The organism is Pseudomonas sp. Marseille-Q7302 (genome assembly GCF_965111925.1).
The window spans coordinates 3,832,311-3,847,130 of the sequence record NZ_CBCOPK010000001.1; the positions used below are offsets into that span (position 1 = coordinate 3,832,311).

Annotated in this window: 13 protein-coding genes and 1 other RNA gene; 2 read left to right on the plus strand and 12 right to left on the minus strand. The window is 65.8% G+C overall.

Annotated features, from left to right (window positions below; translation table 11 throughout):
* Positions 1 to 17 precede the first annotated feature (17 nt).
* The 12 genes from murG to rsmI all read right to left on the minus strand — a co-directional run bounded on the left by murG (position 18) and on the right by rsmI (position 12,523).
* A complete protein-coding gene (murG, locus tag ACWPW1_RS17870) occupies positions 18 to 1,088 on the minus strand; it encodes an undecaprenyldiphospho-muramoylpentapeptide beta-N-acetylglucosaminyltransferase (protein ID WP_454253588.1) in 1,071 nt (356 codons plus the stop codon).
* Complete coding sequence (gene ftsW, locus ACWPW1_RS17875) at positions 1,078 to 2,277, minus strand: putative lipid II flippase FtsW (RefSeq protein WP_156429007.1); 1,200 nt, start codon at positions 2,275 to 2,277, stop codon at positions 1,078 to 1,080. The genes murG and ftsW overlap by 11 nt, the downstream gene beginning before the upstream one ends.
* Positions 2,277 to 3,620, minus strand: a complete 1,344-nt coding sequence (murD, locus tag ACWPW1_RS17880) for a UDP-N-acetylmuramoyl-L-alanine--D-glutamate ligase (protein ID WP_454253589.1) — start codon at positions 3,618 to 3,620, stop codon at positions 2,277 to 2,279. Before murD ends, ftsW begins: the two co-directional genes overlap by 1 nt.
* Positions 3,621 to 3,625: 5 nt before the next feature.
* Entirely contained in the window at positions 3,626 to 4,708 is a 1,083-nt protein-coding gene (gene mraY, locus ACWPW1_RS17885; protein ID WP_059315971.1) for a phospho-N-acetylmuramoyl-pentapeptide-transferase, read from the minus strand.
* On the minus strand, positions 4,708 to 6,075 hold the full coding sequence (locus ACWPW1_RS17890; protein WP_454253590.1) for a UDP-N-acetylmuramoyl-tripeptide--D-alanyl-D-alanine ligase: 1,368 nt from the start codon (positions 6,073 to 6,075) through the stop codon (positions 4,708 to 4,710). The genes mraY and ACWPW1_RS17890 overlap by 1 nt, the downstream gene beginning before the upstream one ends.
* Positions 6,068 to 7,537: a UDP-N-acetylmuramoyl-L-alanyl-D-glutamate--2,6-diaminopimelate ligase gene (locus ACWPW1_RS17895; RefSeq protein ID WP_454253591.1), complete on the minus strand. Its 1,470-nt coding sequence runs from the start codon at positions 7,535 to 7,537 to the stop codon at positions 6,068 to 6,070. The genes ACWPW1_RS17890 and ACWPW1_RS17895 overlap by 8 nt, the downstream gene beginning before the upstream one ends.
* A complete protein-coding gene (locus ACWPW1_RS17900) occupies positions 7,534 to 9,222 on the minus strand; it encodes a penicillin-binding transpeptidase domain-containing protein (RefSeq protein WP_434776649.1) in 1,689 nt (562 codons plus the stop codon). Before ACWPW1_RS17900 ends, ACWPW1_RS17895 begins: the two co-directional genes overlap by 4 nt.
* A 59-nt stretch (positions 9,223 to 9,281) precedes the next feature.
* Complete coding sequence (gene ftsL, locus ACWPW1_RS17905; RefSeq protein ID WP_017640714.1) at positions 9,282 to 9,575, minus strand: cell division protein FtsL; 294 nt, start codon at positions 9,573 to 9,575, stop codon at positions 9,282 to 9,284.
* The gene (gene rsmH, locus ACWPW1_RS17910) at positions 9,572 to 10,513 is read right to left on the minus strand and encodes a 16S rRNA (cytosine(1402)-N(4))-methyltransferase RsmH (RefSeq protein ID WP_271655783.1); all 942 of its coding nucleotides are present in this window, start codon (positions 10,511 to 10,513) and stop codon (positions 9,572 to 9,574) included. Before rsmH ends, ftsL begins: the two co-directional genes overlap by 4 nt.
* A gap of 2 nt (positions 10,514 to 10,515) precedes the next feature.
* The gene (mraZ, locus tag ACWPW1_RS17915; RefSeq protein WP_059315977.1) at positions 10,516 to 10,971 is read right to left on the minus strand and encodes a division/cell wall cluster transcriptional repressor MraZ; all 456 of its coding nucleotides are present in this window, start codon (positions 10,969 to 10,971) and stop codon (positions 10,516 to 10,518) included.
* A 288-nt stretch (positions 10,972 to 11,259) separates the two neighbouring features.
* Positions 11,260 to 11,615, minus strand: an RNA gene (gene rnpB, locus ACWPW1_RS17920) — RNase P RNA component class A.
* Between the two features lie 62 nt (positions 11,616 to 11,677).
* Positions 11,678 to 12,523: a 16S rRNA (cytidine(1402)-2'-O)-methyltransferase gene (gene rsmI / locus ACWPW1_RS17925; RefSeq protein WP_059315978.1), complete on the minus strand. Its 846-nt coding sequence runs from the start codon at positions 12,521 to 12,523 to the stop codon at positions 11,678 to 11,680.
* Between the two features lie 123 nt (positions 12,524 to 12,646).
* Between rsmI and ACWPW1_RS17930 the strand changes: the two genes are divergently transcribed.
* Both ACWPW1_RS17930 and ACWPW1_RS17935 read left to right on the plus strand, forming a co-directional pair.
* Positions 12,647 to 14,434: a penicillin-binding protein activator gene (locus ACWPW1_RS17930; protein ID WP_059315979.1), complete on the plus strand. Its 1,788-nt coding sequence runs from the start codon at positions 12,647 to 12,649 to the stop codon at positions 14,432 to 14,434.
* The gene (locus ACWPW1_RS17935; protein WP_059315980.1) at positions 14,431 to 14,805 is read left to right on the plus strand and encodes a YraN family protein; all 375 of its coding nucleotides are present in this window, start codon (positions 14,431 to 14,433) and stop codon (positions 14,803 to 14,805) included. The genes ACWPW1_RS17930 and ACWPW1_RS17935 overlap by 4 nt, the downstream gene beginning before the upstream one ends.
* The last annotated feature ends 15 nt before the right edge of the window (positions 14,806 to 14,820 follow it).

Consider the following 14,820-nt stretch of genomic DNA (forward strand, 5'->3'; position numbering starts at 1 on the left):
GAATGGCACTTTGCGACTTAACCACGGGCAACCTCCAGACAGGCGTCGACGACGGCACGGGTCGCATCGGGTTTGGCCAGGGCACGGCTGCTAGCGGCCATGTCGGCAAGACGTTCGGGATGCATCAGGACCTCGGTAAGCTGCGCGGCGAGATCCGCCGGGCGGGTGGAATGTTGGGGCAGCACCACACCGGCACCGGCACGCTCCAGGAAGCGGGCGTTGCTGCTCTGGTGGTCGTCGATGGCGTGAGGCAGCGGAATCAGCAGCGCCGGCAGGCCGGTGGCCGTCAGCTCGGCGACGGTCAGGGCACCGGCCCGACAGATCACCAGATCGGCCCAGGCATAGGCAGCGGCCATGTCGGCGATGAAGGGCTGGACATCGGCCTCCACCGCGGCATTGGCATAACGCTCGGCGGTCACCTCGGCATGCTGGCGGCCGGCCTGGTGGCGCACATTGGGCCGCAGACCAGCGGGCAACTGGGCCAGCGCCTCGGGCAACAGCTTGTTGAGCGGCTCGGCGCCCAGGCTGCCACCTAGCACCAGCAGGTTGGCGGCGCGCTCGTCCAGCGGTGCGCGGGTCACCGGGGCGAAGAGTTCGGCGCGCACCGGATTGCCGGTGGACAGGCGTTTGGCGGAGGCCGGGAAGGTATCGGCGAAGCCTTCGCACACGCGCGCGGCCAAGGGCACCAGCAGGCGATTGGCGGTGCCGGCATGGGCGTTCTGCTCGTGGATCACCAGCGGAATATTGCACAGCTTGGCCGCCAGGCCACCGGGACCGGTGACGAAGCCGCCCAGGCCCAGTACGCAGATCGGCTTGAGCCGGCGCATGAGACCTATGGCCTGCATCAGGGCGCCGCTGAGTTGCAGAGGCGCCTTCACCAGGGAGCGCATGCCCTTGCCGCGCAGACCGGTGACTGGAATGTGGTGCAGGGTAATGCCGGCCTTGGGCACCACATCGTTTTCGATACCGCGCGGGGTGCCCAGCCAGTGGACGGTATAGCCGCGGGCTTCGAACTCGCGGGCGCAGGCCAGCGCCGGAAAGACGTGCCCGCCGGTGCCACCCGCCATGATGAGGACATTAGCGGACATCAGCGAAATCCTCCTCGGTGAACTCCACATCCTCGGTATCCGCGAGCGTTCGCCGTTCCCACTCGATGCGCAGCAACAGCCCCATGCTCACGCAGCAGATCACCAGGGAACTGCCGCCATAGCTGAGGAAAGGCAATGTCAGGCCCTTGGTCGGCAGCAGGCCGACGTTCACCCCGATGTTGATCAGAAACTGACCGATCCAGAGCATCGACAGACCATAGGCCACATAGGCCGAGAAGAACTGCTTGGACTGCTCGGCCCAGTGGCCGATGAACAGGCCACGGACGCAGACGAAGAGGAACAGGCCGACGGTGGCCATGGCGCCGATCAGCCCCAGCTCTTCGGCCAGCACGGCGAAGAGGAAGTCGGTGTGGGCTTCGGGCAGATAGAACTGCTTCTGGATGCTGTTGCCCAGGCCCAGACCGGTCCAGCCGCCGCGACCGAAGGCGATCAGCGCCTGGGTCAGCTGGTAGCCGGAACCGAACTGGTCGGCCCAGGGATCGGTAAAGGTGATCAGGCGCTGCATCCGGTAGGACTGGGTCTGCACCAGGACGAACACCGCCAGTACCGCCAGGGCGACCATCAGCATGAAGCGGAACAGGCCGACACCGCCGAGGAACAGCATGGCGCCGGCGGCACCCATCATCACCACGGTAGCGCCGAAGTCGGGCTCGCGCAGCAGCAGCATGGCCATCGGCAGGAGCACGATGAAGGGCTTGAAGAAGCCGGCCCAGGTATGGCGCACCTCGTGCTGACGGCGCACCAGGTAACCCGATAGATAGAGCACCACGAAGACCTTGGCGATCTCCGAGGGCTGCACGTTGAAGATGCCGAAGCCGATCCAGCGTAGGGAGCCGTTCACCTCGCGGCCGATGCCGGGCACCAGTACCGCCACCAGCAGCAGGAAGGCGATGATCAGCAGCGGAAAGCCGAAGCGCTGCCAGGTGGCCATGGGGATCAGCATCACCACGCCGCAGGCAACGAAGCCAATGGCCAGATAGACCAAGTGGCGATACATGAAATACAGCGGATTGCCGGATTGAGCCGCGGCGACCTCGGACGAAGCCGAGGTCACCATCACCAGGCCAAGGCCGAGTAGCAGCAGGCAGCCAGCCAGCAGCGGGAAGTCCAGGTCGATGCCGTGGCGGCTGGCCAGCGGCGAAGGATAGGGACGCAGCAGGCTGAGAATCATGACAAGCCCTCCACGGCCTGGGCGAACAGCCGTCCGCGTTCCTCGAAGTTGCGGAACATGTCGAGACTGGCACAGGCCGGCGACAGCAGCACGGCATCGCCTGGCTGGGCCAGACTGCGGCTTTCGCGCACGGCTTCCTCCAGCGTAGCTACGTGCACCTGCTTGACCGCTGGCGGCAGTATCTCGGCGATCCGCGCGGCATCGCGTCCCAGCAGTACCACGGCGCGGCAATGGCGACCGATGGGTTCGCGCAGGGCGCTGAAGTCGGCGCCCTTGCCATCGCCACCGGCGATCAGCACCAGTTGGCCGACGATGTCGTCGCCCAGGCCTTCGACGGCCGCCAGGGCAGCGCCGACATTGGTCGCCTTGGAATCGTTGTAGTAGCTGACGCCTGCGACCTCACCCACCCACTGGCAGCGGTGCTCCAGACCAGGGAAGGCACGCAGGGCTTCCAGCATGGGCGCCAGCGGCAAGCCGGCGGCCTGACCGAGCGCCAGCGCGGCCAACGCATTGCTGTGATTGTGAGTGCCACGGATCTTGAGCTCCTCGACATCCAGCAGGTTGTCGAAGGCCAGCGCCAGATAGCGGCGCCCCTCCTCCTCGCGAATGCCGAAGGCACGAAAATCCGGACGCCCCAGGCCAAAGGTCAGGCAGGGCACGCCCTCGCCGATCAGTGGCCGCGACAGCGCATCGTCGCGATTGACCACCACTTGGCGGGCGCCCCGGAAGATGCGGTGCTTGGCCTGGTGATAGGCCGGCATGCCGGTGTAGCGATCCATGTGGTCTTCGCTGAGGTTGAGCACCGTGGCCACCTCGGCGTCCAGCCGCTCGCAGGTCTCCAGCTGGAAGCTCGACAGTTCCAGCACATAGAGCTCGACGTCATCGGCCAGCAGATCCAGTGCCGGAGTGCCCAGGTTGCCACCCACGGCGACGCGCTTGCCGGCGCGCCGGGCCATGTCACCGACCAGGGTGGTGACAGTGCTTTTGGCGTTGGAACCGGTGATGGCAACGAGGGGCGCGCGGGCATGGCGCACGAAGAGATCGATGTCGCCGGACAGCCGCACGCCACGGGCAGCGGCCTGTTGCAGGGCAGGCGTTTCCAACGCCAGGCCTGGACTCACATAGAGCTCGGCAGCCCGGGCGAGGAAGTCGACGTCCAGCTCACCGCAGCGCACCTCGATCCCGGGGTACTGGGTTCTCAGGGTCTCCAGTTCCGGCGGCTGTTCCCGCGTGTCGGCCACGGCAAAGGGCACGCCCCGGCGCGCGAGAAAGCGCACCAGCGACATGCCACTCTTGCCGAGGCCGACGACGATACGGAACTGGTCGGAAGCGATGAGCACTGCGGTTACCTCAGTTTCAGGGTGGCGAGACCGAACAGCACCAGGATCACGGTGATGATCCAGAAGCGCACGATGACCCGCGGTTCGGGCCAGCCCTTCAATTCGAAATGGTGGTGGATCGGCGCCATGCGGAAGACGCGCTTGCCGGTCAGCTTGAAGGAGGCGACCTGGATGACCACAGAGAGGGTCTCCATGACGAAGACGCCGCCCATGATGAACAGCACCACTTCCTGACGGACGATCACGGCGATGGTGCCGAGGGCAGCGCCCAGTGCCAGGGCACCGACGTCACCCATGAAGACCATGGCCGGATAGGTGTTGAACCAGAGAAAGCCCAGGCCCGCCCCGATCAGGGCGCCGCAGAAGACGATCAACTCGCCGGAGCCTTCCACATAGGGAATCAGCAGGTAGTCGGCGAATTTCACGTTCCCCGACAGGTAGCAAAAGATACCCAGGGCGCCGCCGACCATCACGGTGGGCATGATCGCCAGGCCATCGAGACCGTCGGTGAGGTTGACCGCGTTGCTGGAGCCGACGATGACGAAGTAGGTCAGCACAACGAAGAAAATCCCCAGCGGGATTTCGATGTTCTTCAGCAGGGGCAGGATCAGCGTGGTTTCGATGGGCGCCTTGGCCGTGACATAGAGGAAGATCGCCGCCCCCAGGCCGAACACCGATTGCCAGAAGTACTTCCAGCGGCTTGGCAGACCCCGGGAGTTCTTTTCGATCACCTTGCGATAGTCATCGACCCAGCCAATGGCGCCGAACAGGAAGGTCACGGCCAGCACGGTCCAGACATAACGATTGTGCAGGTCGGCCCACAGCAGGGTGCTGATGCCGATGGTGGTCAGGATCAGGGCACCGCCCATGGTGGGGGTGCCGGATTTGGACAGGTGCGACTGGGGGCCATCGTTGCGTACGGCCTGGCCGATTTGACGGATCTGCAGGGTGCGGATCATCCAGGGGCCGAGCCACAACGACAGCATCAGGGCGGTCAGGACGCCCAGAATGCCGCGCAGGCTGAGGTATTGGAAGACAGCGAAGCCCTTGTAGAATTGTTGCAGGAACTCCGCCAACAGCAGCAGCATCAGTGTTTCTCCTCGGTGTTGATAGCGCAGAGCGCGGCGACGACCTTGTCCATCGCGGCGCTGCGGGATCCCTTGATCAGCAGGGTGGTTCCGGCCCGGTCCTCGTCCGCCAGGGCCTCGATCAATTGTTCGCGATCGGCGAAATGCCGGGCCTCGACGCCATAGGCGCGGGCCGCATGGGCCATCGAAGGACCGACGCTATAGAAGTCGTCCACCTTGCCGCGGGCATGCTCGCCCACCTCGCGATGGCCCTGTTCGGTCCATTCGCCCAACTCGGCGATATCGCCCAGGACCACCACGCGACGACCCGGCAAGGCCGCCAGCAAGTCGATCCCGGCTTTCACCGAAGCGGGGTTGGCGTTGTAGCTGTCGTCGATGACCTGTGCGCCGCGCTGGCTGGTGCGGGTCAGGGTGCGCCCCTGGACCGGTGCCGCAGCGGCAAGGCCACGGGCAACGATGGTCAGGTCCAGGCCGAGGCTGAGCGCTGCAGCGGCAGCGGCCAGCGCATTGCCGACGTTGTGGGCACCCAGCATCTGCAGGGTGATGCGCGCGTCGTCTTGCGCAGTGTGCAGAATGAAGCTCGGACGACCCTGGCTATCCAGGCTCACCTCGGTGGCGCGGACGTCGGCGCGGGCATCCAGGCCGAAGGAAAGGATCTTGCGACCGGCCGCGCGGCGCTGCCAGGTTTCGAACGCCGCGTCGTCACGGTTGAGCACCACGGTGCCCGCCTCGCCCACGCCTTCGATGATCTCGCCCTTGGCTTCGACGATGCGGTCGACACCGCCGAATTCGCCCACATGGGCCTGGCCGGCGTTGGTAATGATAACGACATCCGGGCGTGTCAGGCTCACGGTATAGGCAATGTCCCCCACATGGGAGGCGCCCAATTCGATGACGCCAAAGGCGTGCTCGGCAGCGAGTTGCAGCAAGGTCAGGGGCGCGCCCAGATCGTTGTTCAGATTGCCCTGGGTAGCCAGGGTGGCACCTTGCTGACGCAGGATGGCGGCGAGCAGTTCCTTGACCGTGGTCTTGCCACTGGAGCCCGTCACGGCGGCAACCTGACCCTGGAACAGGTCGCGATTGAAGGCACCCAGGCGACCCAGCGCCAAGCGGGTATCGGCCACCACCAACTGGGGTAGATGGACCTCGGACACGGCCCGCTCTACCAGGGCTGCCGCAGCGCCCTGGGCGGCCACGTCGGCCAGATAGGCATGACCATCGAAGCGTGGCCCGGCAAGGGCGACGAACAGCTGCCCGGCCACGGCCTTGCGGCTGTCGGTGCCAACGCCGTCGAACAGGGCATCGGCGCCCAGCAGATTGCCGGTCAGGGCCTCGGCCACTTCGGTAAGGGTGAAGGATCTAAGCATGCTGTCGCTCCCAGGCGGTCAGGGCCCGCTCGGCCTGGTCGAGATCGGAAAAGGGATGCCGGACCCCAGCGATTTCCTGGTAGAGCTCATGGCCCTTGCCGGCCAGCAGGACGATGTCGTGCGGATTCGCCTCGGCGATCGCCTGGGCGATGGCCGCCTCGCGACGCCCGGCGAAGCGCACCTGATGGGGCTGCTGGAAGCCCGCACGGATGTCGGCGACGATGGCGGTGGGATCTTCAGTACGCGGATTGTCGTCGGTCACTACCACCCGATCGGCCAGCCGCTCAGCCAGCGCGGCCATTTCCGGTCGCTTGCCACGATCGCGGTCGCCGCCGCAGCCGAACACGCAGATCAGTCGGCCCGAGCTACTGACATGGGGCCGCAGCGCGGTGAGCACCTTGTCCAAGGCATCGGGAGTGTGGGCGTAGTCCACCACTACCAACGGCCGCCCGGCGCCACCCAGGCGCTGCATGCGCCCGGCAGGCCCCTGCAGCTGCGGCAGGATAGCGAGGATATCGGCCAGTGGATGACCCAGGCCCAGCAAGCCACCGATGGCGGCCAGCAGGTTGCTCAGGTTGAAGCGCCCGATCAACTGACTGCGCAATTCGCCCGTGCCCTGGGCGGTGACCAGACGTGCCCGTACACCGTGATCGTCGAATCGTGGATCCTGGCAATAGAGGCTGGCAGCCGGATCACTCAGGCTGTAGGTCAGGGTCGTGGCCGAGCTGGCGCGACTCGCCAGCTCGCGCCCGAAGGCGTCGTCCAGATTGAGGACGCGGGTGCCAAGCGCCGGCCAGGCGAACAATTGGGCCTTGGCTTCGCCATAGGCTTCCATGGTGCCGTGGAAATCGAGGTGGTCGCGGGTCAGATTGGTGAAGACCGCGACCTTGAAGGCCAGGGCGGCCACGCGCCCTTGAGCCAGGCCATGGGACGAGACTTCCATGGCTACGGTGGAGGCGCCCCCCTCGGCCAGCTCGGCCAGGGTCGCCTGCAACTTGAGGGCATCCGGGGTGGTGTGGCGGCCTTCAGCGAGAGCGCCATAGAAGCCGTTGCCCAGGGTACCGACGATACCGCAGCGCTGACCGAGCAGGTCACAGGCCTGGGCGATCAGCTGGCTGACGCTGGTCTTGCCATTGGTGCCGGTCACGCCGACCAGGGCTAGGCGCTGACTGGGTTCACCATGGAAGCGCCCGGCGATGGCGGACAGCTGCTCGGCAAGGCCCTCGATGGCTATCATCGGGATATCCAGGGCCGGGAGCGCCGGAGCGTCTTTCGCCTCATAGGCGATGGCGGCAGCCCCCTGCTCGCCGGCGGCCGCGACATGAGCGCGGCCATCGCTATAGGCACCGGGAATGGCCAGGAACAGAACGCCTGGGCGGACTTCACGGCTGTCCAGGGCCAATCCAGCGATCTCGACGGCGGGACAGCTGACGGCCAGCAACTCGGGCAGTAGGCGGCTCATCGGTCACGTTCCCCTACCAGCAGGGGCTTGGCCGCGGCCTGGGCCTGCTGTACCGGCAGCGGCTGGAGGTTGTCCGGCTGGATGTTCATCAGGCGCAGGGCACCGGACATCACGCGACTGAATACCGGAGCCGAGACCACGCCACCGTAGTAGCCACCCTTGCTCGGGCGATCTATCACCACCACTGCTGCCAGGCGCGGATTGCTGGTGGGGCCGAAACCGGCGAACAGCGAGCGATAGGAATTCTCGGCATAGCCGCGGGTACCGGTGCTGGTCTTGCGCGCGGTACCGCTCTTGCCGGCGACGTGATAGCCAGGCACCTGGGCACGGAAGGCCCCACCGGGTGCTTCCACGACCTGTTGCAGCATGCCCTGCAGGGTCTTGGCAACGCGCGCGTCCACTGCCTGATCGCTGTCCGGCGCCTTGTCCAGACGCACCATGGACAGGGGCACCGAGCGACCATCGTTGGCCAGCACCGAATAGGCATGAGCCAGCTGCACAGCGGTCACCGCCAGGCCGTAACCATAGGACAGGGTCGCCGTCTCGGCCGGACGCCAGGTGCGATGGTTGGGCAGGTTGCCGACCCGCTCGCCGGGGAAGCCCAGACCGGTGTCCTGGCCCAGCCCTACGGCGCGCATGGCGTTGTAGATGTTCTCACCGCCGACGTCGAAGGCGATCTTGCTCATGCCGACGTTGCTGGACTTGATGAGGATGCCGGTCAGGTCCAGGGCGCCATCACTGTGGGAGACGTCCTTGATGGTGTAGCGACCGATCTGCAGCGAGCCGGGATAGACATTGACCTTGTCGGTGGGCTTCCAGCGACCGCTGGCCAGCGCCGCGGTCATGGAGATCGGCTTCATCACCGAGCCGGGTTCCATGACGTCGATCATCGCGCGGTTGCGCATGGCAGCCGGTTCGAGCGTGCGTCTGTTGTTGGGGTTGTAGGTGGGCATGTTGACCATGGCCAGGACCTCACCGGTCTTGACGTCGACGATGGTCAGGCTGCCCGCCTCGGCTTCGAACTGGGTCAAGGCATTGCGCAGCTCGCGGGCGGCGAGATACTGCAGGCGCAGGTCGATGGACAACGCCAGGGTGTTGCCCGGCTTCGCGTTCTTGGCCACCTGCACGTCCCGAATCAGGCGACCACGGCGATCCTTGACCACCTGCCGACGGCCCGGCACGCCCGACAGCCATTCGTTGAAGGCCAGCTCGATGCCTTCACGTCCGTGATCGTCTATGTCGGTGAAGCCGACCACGTGGGCTGCCACCTCGCCAGCCGGATAGAAACGGCGAAATTCCTCGATGTCGTAGACCCCAGGAATCTTGTGCGCCTTGACCTGCGTCATCACCGCCTCGCCCTGCTCGGGCGTCAGGCCTCGGGCCAGGTAGAGGAATTCCTTGCTGGCGTTTTGCTCTATGCGCTTGGCCAGATCCGCACGGGGCTGGCCAACGGCGTCGGCCAGGATCGCCCAGCGATCTTCAGCGCCGAGCAACTCCTTGGGATTGATCCACAGGGTGGTGACCGGCGTGCTGACCGCCAGAGGTTCACCATTGCGATCGGTGATCAGGCCGCGATGCGCTGGAATGGGAATGGTGCGGACACTGCGTGCGTCGCCCTGGCCCTTGAGGAAGGCCCGGTCGATCACGTGCAGATCGACGATGCGCCAGATGATGGTGCCGACCATGACCAGCAACAGCCCGATAATGAGGCTGAAGCGCCAGGGCAGGCGCGCGACCAGGCCTTTCACGGATTGACCATCCGGATTTCGGTCGGGTCGGGGATACGCATTTGCAGTTGGCCGCTGGCCAGGGCCTCGACCCGGCTGTGGGCGGTCCAGGTGCTCTGCTCCAGCAGCAGCCGACCGTACTCGGCCTGGGCCTTGTCGCGGATGGCCATCTCGCCATAGAGGGTGTTGAGCAGCTGGCGATTCCAGTGGGCACTGTAGGCCACGGCCACCGCCGAGAGCAGCACGCCCGCGAAAAGCACCAGCATGACGCTGCTGCCCAGGGGCAGCTTCTTCACGAAGAGGCGGCTCATTTCAGTTTCTCGGCGACGCGCATTACGGCGCTGCGGGCCCGGGGGTTCGCCGCCAGCTCGCCTTCGCCGGCATAGACCGGCTTGCCGAGCAGGCGCAGCGAGGGCTCGAACACGGTTGCCCGGATGGGCAGGTCGCGCGGCAACTGGTCGGCCTCGCCCTTGGCCAGCCGGCGCATGAACTGTTTGACGATACGGTCTTCGAGGGAGTGGAAGCTGATCACCACCAGCCGACCACCTACGGCCAGTTGCTCGTAGGCCGCCTGCAGCCCCTGCTCCAGGTCGCTCAGTTCGCGATTGATGTAGATGCGCAGGCCCTGGAAGGCACGGGTGGCGGGATGTTTGCCCTTTTCCCAGGCCGGATTGGCCTCGGTGAGCACCTTGGCCAGATCGCCGGTGCGCTCGAAGGGCTGGACTTCGCGACGCTGCACCACGGCGCGCGCCATGCGCTTGGCGAAGCGCTCTTCGCCGAATTCCTTGAACACCTGGGCGATGTCGGCCTCGGAGGCGCTGGCGATCCAGGCTGCGGCGCTCTGGCCCCGACTCGGGTCCATGCGCATGTCCAGCGGACCGTCCTGCATGAAGCTGAAGCCGCGCTCGGGATCGTCGAGCTGTGGCGAGGACACGCCCAGATCCAGCAGCACACCATCGACCTGGCCGGACCAGCCACGACTGACAAGTTCATCGCCCAGTTCGGCGAAGCTGCGCTGGACGATCTCGAAGCGCGAATCCTCGACAGCCAGGGCCTGGCCGGCAGCGATCGCCTGCGGGTCCTTGTCGAACCCCAGCAACCGCCCTTCCTCACCCAGCAGGCGCAGCACGGCCCGGCTGTGTCCGCCGCGGCCAAAGGTGCCGTCCAGATAACGACCGGCAGGCTGGATCGCCAATGCCTGTACGGCCTCGTCCAGGAGAACGGAGACGTGGTGGAAGACTGGGTTCATGGTCACAGGATCAAATCGCGCATTTCATCCGGCATACCGCCGGGTTCCTTAATTGCCTGCAGATCCGCGTCGCACACGGCACTCCAGGCATCCTCATCCCATAACTGGAACTTGTTCAGCTGCCCGACCAGCATCACGCGCCGGTCGAGCTTGGCGTATTCACGCAGGCGCGGCGGTACCAGGAAGCGGCCACTGCCGTCGAGTTCCAGATCCACCGCATTGCCGATCAGCAAGCGCTGTAGGCGACGAGTCTCCTCCCGTAGCGAGGGCAACTGCCGCAGCTTGCTTTCGATGATTTCCCATTCAGGTAGCGGATAGACGCAAAGGCAGGGGTCGACAGCATCGATCGTCACGATGAGCTGGCCGGCACAACGCTCCAGCAGCTCGTCACGATACCGACTCGGCATCGCGGCGCGCCCCTTGGCGTCGAGACTGATGGCGTTCGCTCCCCGGAACAATTTCGCGTCCTCTAATAGGCTGTCCTTGCCATTAAATCCCACTTCGCCCCACTTCGTACCACCGGCCGCCACTATATTGAGGAGGGCCGCTTTCAGTCAAGGTAAGCGAGGGGGTTCCCAGGCCGTGTGGGACGCGGATTTCAAGCAAATTGCACCTGGTCACGACCAGGACGGACGACATTGATTTCCGACAAACGGAAATGAAGTCAATTGATTGGCTCAATTGATTAAAGTGATTTGTGAAGAAGGAGTCACAGACCCGGGCGCAGCGGCCCGAGAGGGAGGGGGTGCGAGAGCCGACCTGTAAGCCGGGTTCTGTCGAGGACAGTCATTCCTCTGGGACAACCATCGCTGATTGCCTCTAGCGACCTACCCGAATCCAGCGCGGGCCACGCCTATGGATTCCTATTTGGTCTTGCTCCAGGTGGGGTTTACCTAGCCACGGACTGTTGCCAGCCGTGCGGTGCGCTCTTACCGCACCTTTTCACCCTTACCGGCGCTTGCGCGCTTAGGCGGTTATTTTCTGTGGCACTTTCCGTAGGCTCACGCCTCCCAGGCGTTACCTGGCACCTCGCCCTATGGAGCCCGGACTTTCCTCCCTCGCGACCCTTGCGGGTCACGACAGCGACTGCCCGGTCGGCTCTCGCGGCGCAAGGGTATAGAGACTGGTGCCGGATAACAAGGAAAGATGCCCACAAAATCCCGCTTACTCGGCCTTGCGTTCCAGCGCCAGCTGATAGAGCAGGTTCTTGCGCGCACCGGTGATTTGCGCTGCCAGGGCGGCAGCGCGCTTGACCGGTAGCTCGGCCAACAACAGATCCAGGATGCGCAGGGTCTCGGCATCGACTTCGGCGTCTTCCGGCGCCGTCCAGCCAGCCACCAGCAGCACGCACTCGCCACGCTGTTGATCCAGATCCGCGCGGATCCAGGCCTGCAGCTCCCCGGCGGGCAGGCCGCGCAAGGTCTCGAACGTCTTGGTCAGTTCGCGTCCGAGCACGACGTGGCGATCAGGTCCGAAGATGGTCACCAGGTCGGCCACGCAATCGTCGAGGCGATGGGGCGCCTCGTAGAAGATGAGCGTTCGCGGGTCCTCGCGCAACGCCGCCAGCCGCCCCTGACGACCCACCGCCTTGGCTGGCAGGAAGCCTTCGAAGCTGAAGCGATCCGAGGGCAGACCGGCCGCCGAGAGCGCGGCGATCAGGGCGCAGGCCCCGGGAATCGGCGAGACCCTGATCCCCTGGGCGCGCGCCGCCCGCACCAGGTGAAAGCCCGGGTCGGAGATCAGCGGCGTGCCCGCATCGGAAATCAGGGCGACGTCCTCCCCCGCCAGCAGCCGGGTGATGAAGCGCCCCCCCGCATCCCTTTCATTGTGATCGTGGCAGGCCGCAAGAGGCGTCTCGATGCCGAAATGGCGCAGCAGGCGCGCCGAATGACGGGTGTCTTCGGCGGCGATCAGGGCCACATCGCGCAGGACCTTGAGGGCGCGGGCGGTGATGTCGTCCAGGTTGCCGATGGGCGTGGCAACCACATAAAGAGTACCCGGCGAAATCATGATGAAACCTGACAGACTGGAAATAGCCCAACAGTGTACGCCGCTCTCGCCCTCGGCGTTCGCAGCGCCTGGGTGCTGTGAGACAATCGCCCCCTTTCCAGACAATTGCTCAGGAACCACCGCATGAAGTTCCGCCTGCGTCCGCTGCTCTGCGCCACCGCCTTCGCCCTGCTCGCCGCCTGTAGCAGCACGCCCACCACGAGCAGTCTCGGGGCGCTGCCTGAGCCCAGCCAGGCCAGCATCGAGCAACTGCTGAACCAGGCTGGCGCCAGCCAGTCCGAGCAGGCGAACCTGCTGCGCCTGACCGCGGCCGACAAAGCCTATGCCCAGCAGAACACCCGCGAAGCGCGCCAGATTCTGGGCTCCATCAATCTGGAAGGGCTCAAGCCGGCGCAGCAGATGTTCGCCCAGACCCTGCTGGCCCAACTCGACCTGCTCGACAAGCAGCCGGCCCAGGCTCTCAAGCGCTTCGACCACCCGAGCTTCGCGCAACTGGGCGAGCTGCCGGCGCAGCAGCAGATCCGCAGCGGCCTCACCAAGGCCGATGCCCAGGCCGCCAATGGCCAGCCGCTCGCCGCCGCCCAGGAACGCATTTTCATTGGCCCGCTGCTCGAAGGCGACGCGGCCCATGACAACCGCGAGCAGATCTGGCAGCTGGTGACCAGCCTGCCGGATGCGCAACTGCGCCAGAGTGTGAAGGATGCCGACCTCAATGGCTGGTTGGCCCTGGCTGCCATTACCCGTGGCAACCTGGCGCTGGATCAGCAGCTCGCCGCCATCGAGGAATGGCAGAAACAGCATCCGAGCCATCCCGCCGCGCGACAGCTGCCTGACGACCTGGAGCGCCTGAAAACCCTGGCGCGCGAGCCGCTCAATCGTGTCGCCCTGCTGCTGCCCCTGCAGGGCCAACTCGCAGGTGTCTCTCGTGCGCTGCAGGACGGCTTCATGGCCGCCCGCTACGAAGCCTTGGCCGCCGGCCAGGCCGCGCCGACCGTGACCGTCTATGACAGCACCCAGATGGGCTCGCTGGATGCCTTCTACCGCCAGGCCCAGGCTGCCGGTATCCAGCTGGTGGTCGGCCCGCTGGAAAAGAACCTGGTCAAGCAGCTGAGCGACCGGCCGCAATTGCCGCTCAACACCTTGGCGCTGAATTATGGCGACAGCCAGGGCGCCCAGCCGCCGCAACTCTTCCAATTCGGCCTGGCAGCCGAGGACGAGGCCCGTGAAGCCGCGCGCCGTGCCTGGGCCGATGGCAAGCGCAGTGCCGGCGCCATGGTGCCCCAGGGGGAATGGGGTGCCCGCGTGCTGGCCGCCTTCCAGAACGAGTGGCAGCAACTCGGGGGTCGCCTGGTCGCCGCCGAACGTATCGGCCAGCCCGTGGAAATCGCCAATCGCATCACCAGCCTCCTGCAGATGCGCCAGGGCATGGATTTCATCTTCCTCGCCTCGACGCCGGCCCAGGCTCGCCAGATCAAGCCGATCCTGGTCTATCAGAACGCCCGCGATCTGCCGGTGTATGCCACCTCCAATCTCAACAGCGGGGTCAACGAGCCAGGCGCCAACCAGGACCTGAACGGCATCCTGTTCTGCGAAACGCCCTGGCTGCTCGATCCGAGCAATCCGCTACGCGCCAAGATTACTGCCCAGTGGCCCCAGGCCGGCAGCAGCATTGGTCGGCTCTATGCCATGGGCGCCGACGCCTACCTGCTGGCCCTGCATCTGCAGCAGCTCAAGGCGCTGCCCAACTCCGAATTGCCCGGCCTGTCCGGCAGCCTGAGCGTGGCGGCTGATCAGCGCGTGGTGCGCCACCTGCCCTGGGCGGAATTCCGCAACGGCGTGGCCCAGCCGCTGCCGGCCAACAATGCGCCGCTGCCGGCCACCAGCGTGCCGCCGTCGCTCAGCACGCCGTGAAGCAGGCCCCGCACCTCCAGCGCGGTCAACAAGGCGAAGACCGCGCCCTGCAGTTCCTGCAGACGCGCGGATTGCGCCTGATCGCCCGCAACTGGCGCTGGCGCGGTGGTGAGCTCGATCTGGTCATGCTTGACGGCGATACAGTAGTATTCGTCGAGGTACGCGCCCGTCGGCACACCGCCTGGGGCGGCGCCGCGGAAAGCATAGATGCCCGCAAGCGGCAGCGACTGGTCAACAGCGCTGCCCTCTTTCTGCAATCCGAAGCGCGCTGGGCCAAGCGGCCCTGCCGTTTCGACGTGATCGCGATCGGCCCCGGGGCCGACGCATCCCCTCAAGCACTCGAATGGATCACCCAAGCCTTCGAGGCCTGAGGCCCTCCACTGCAC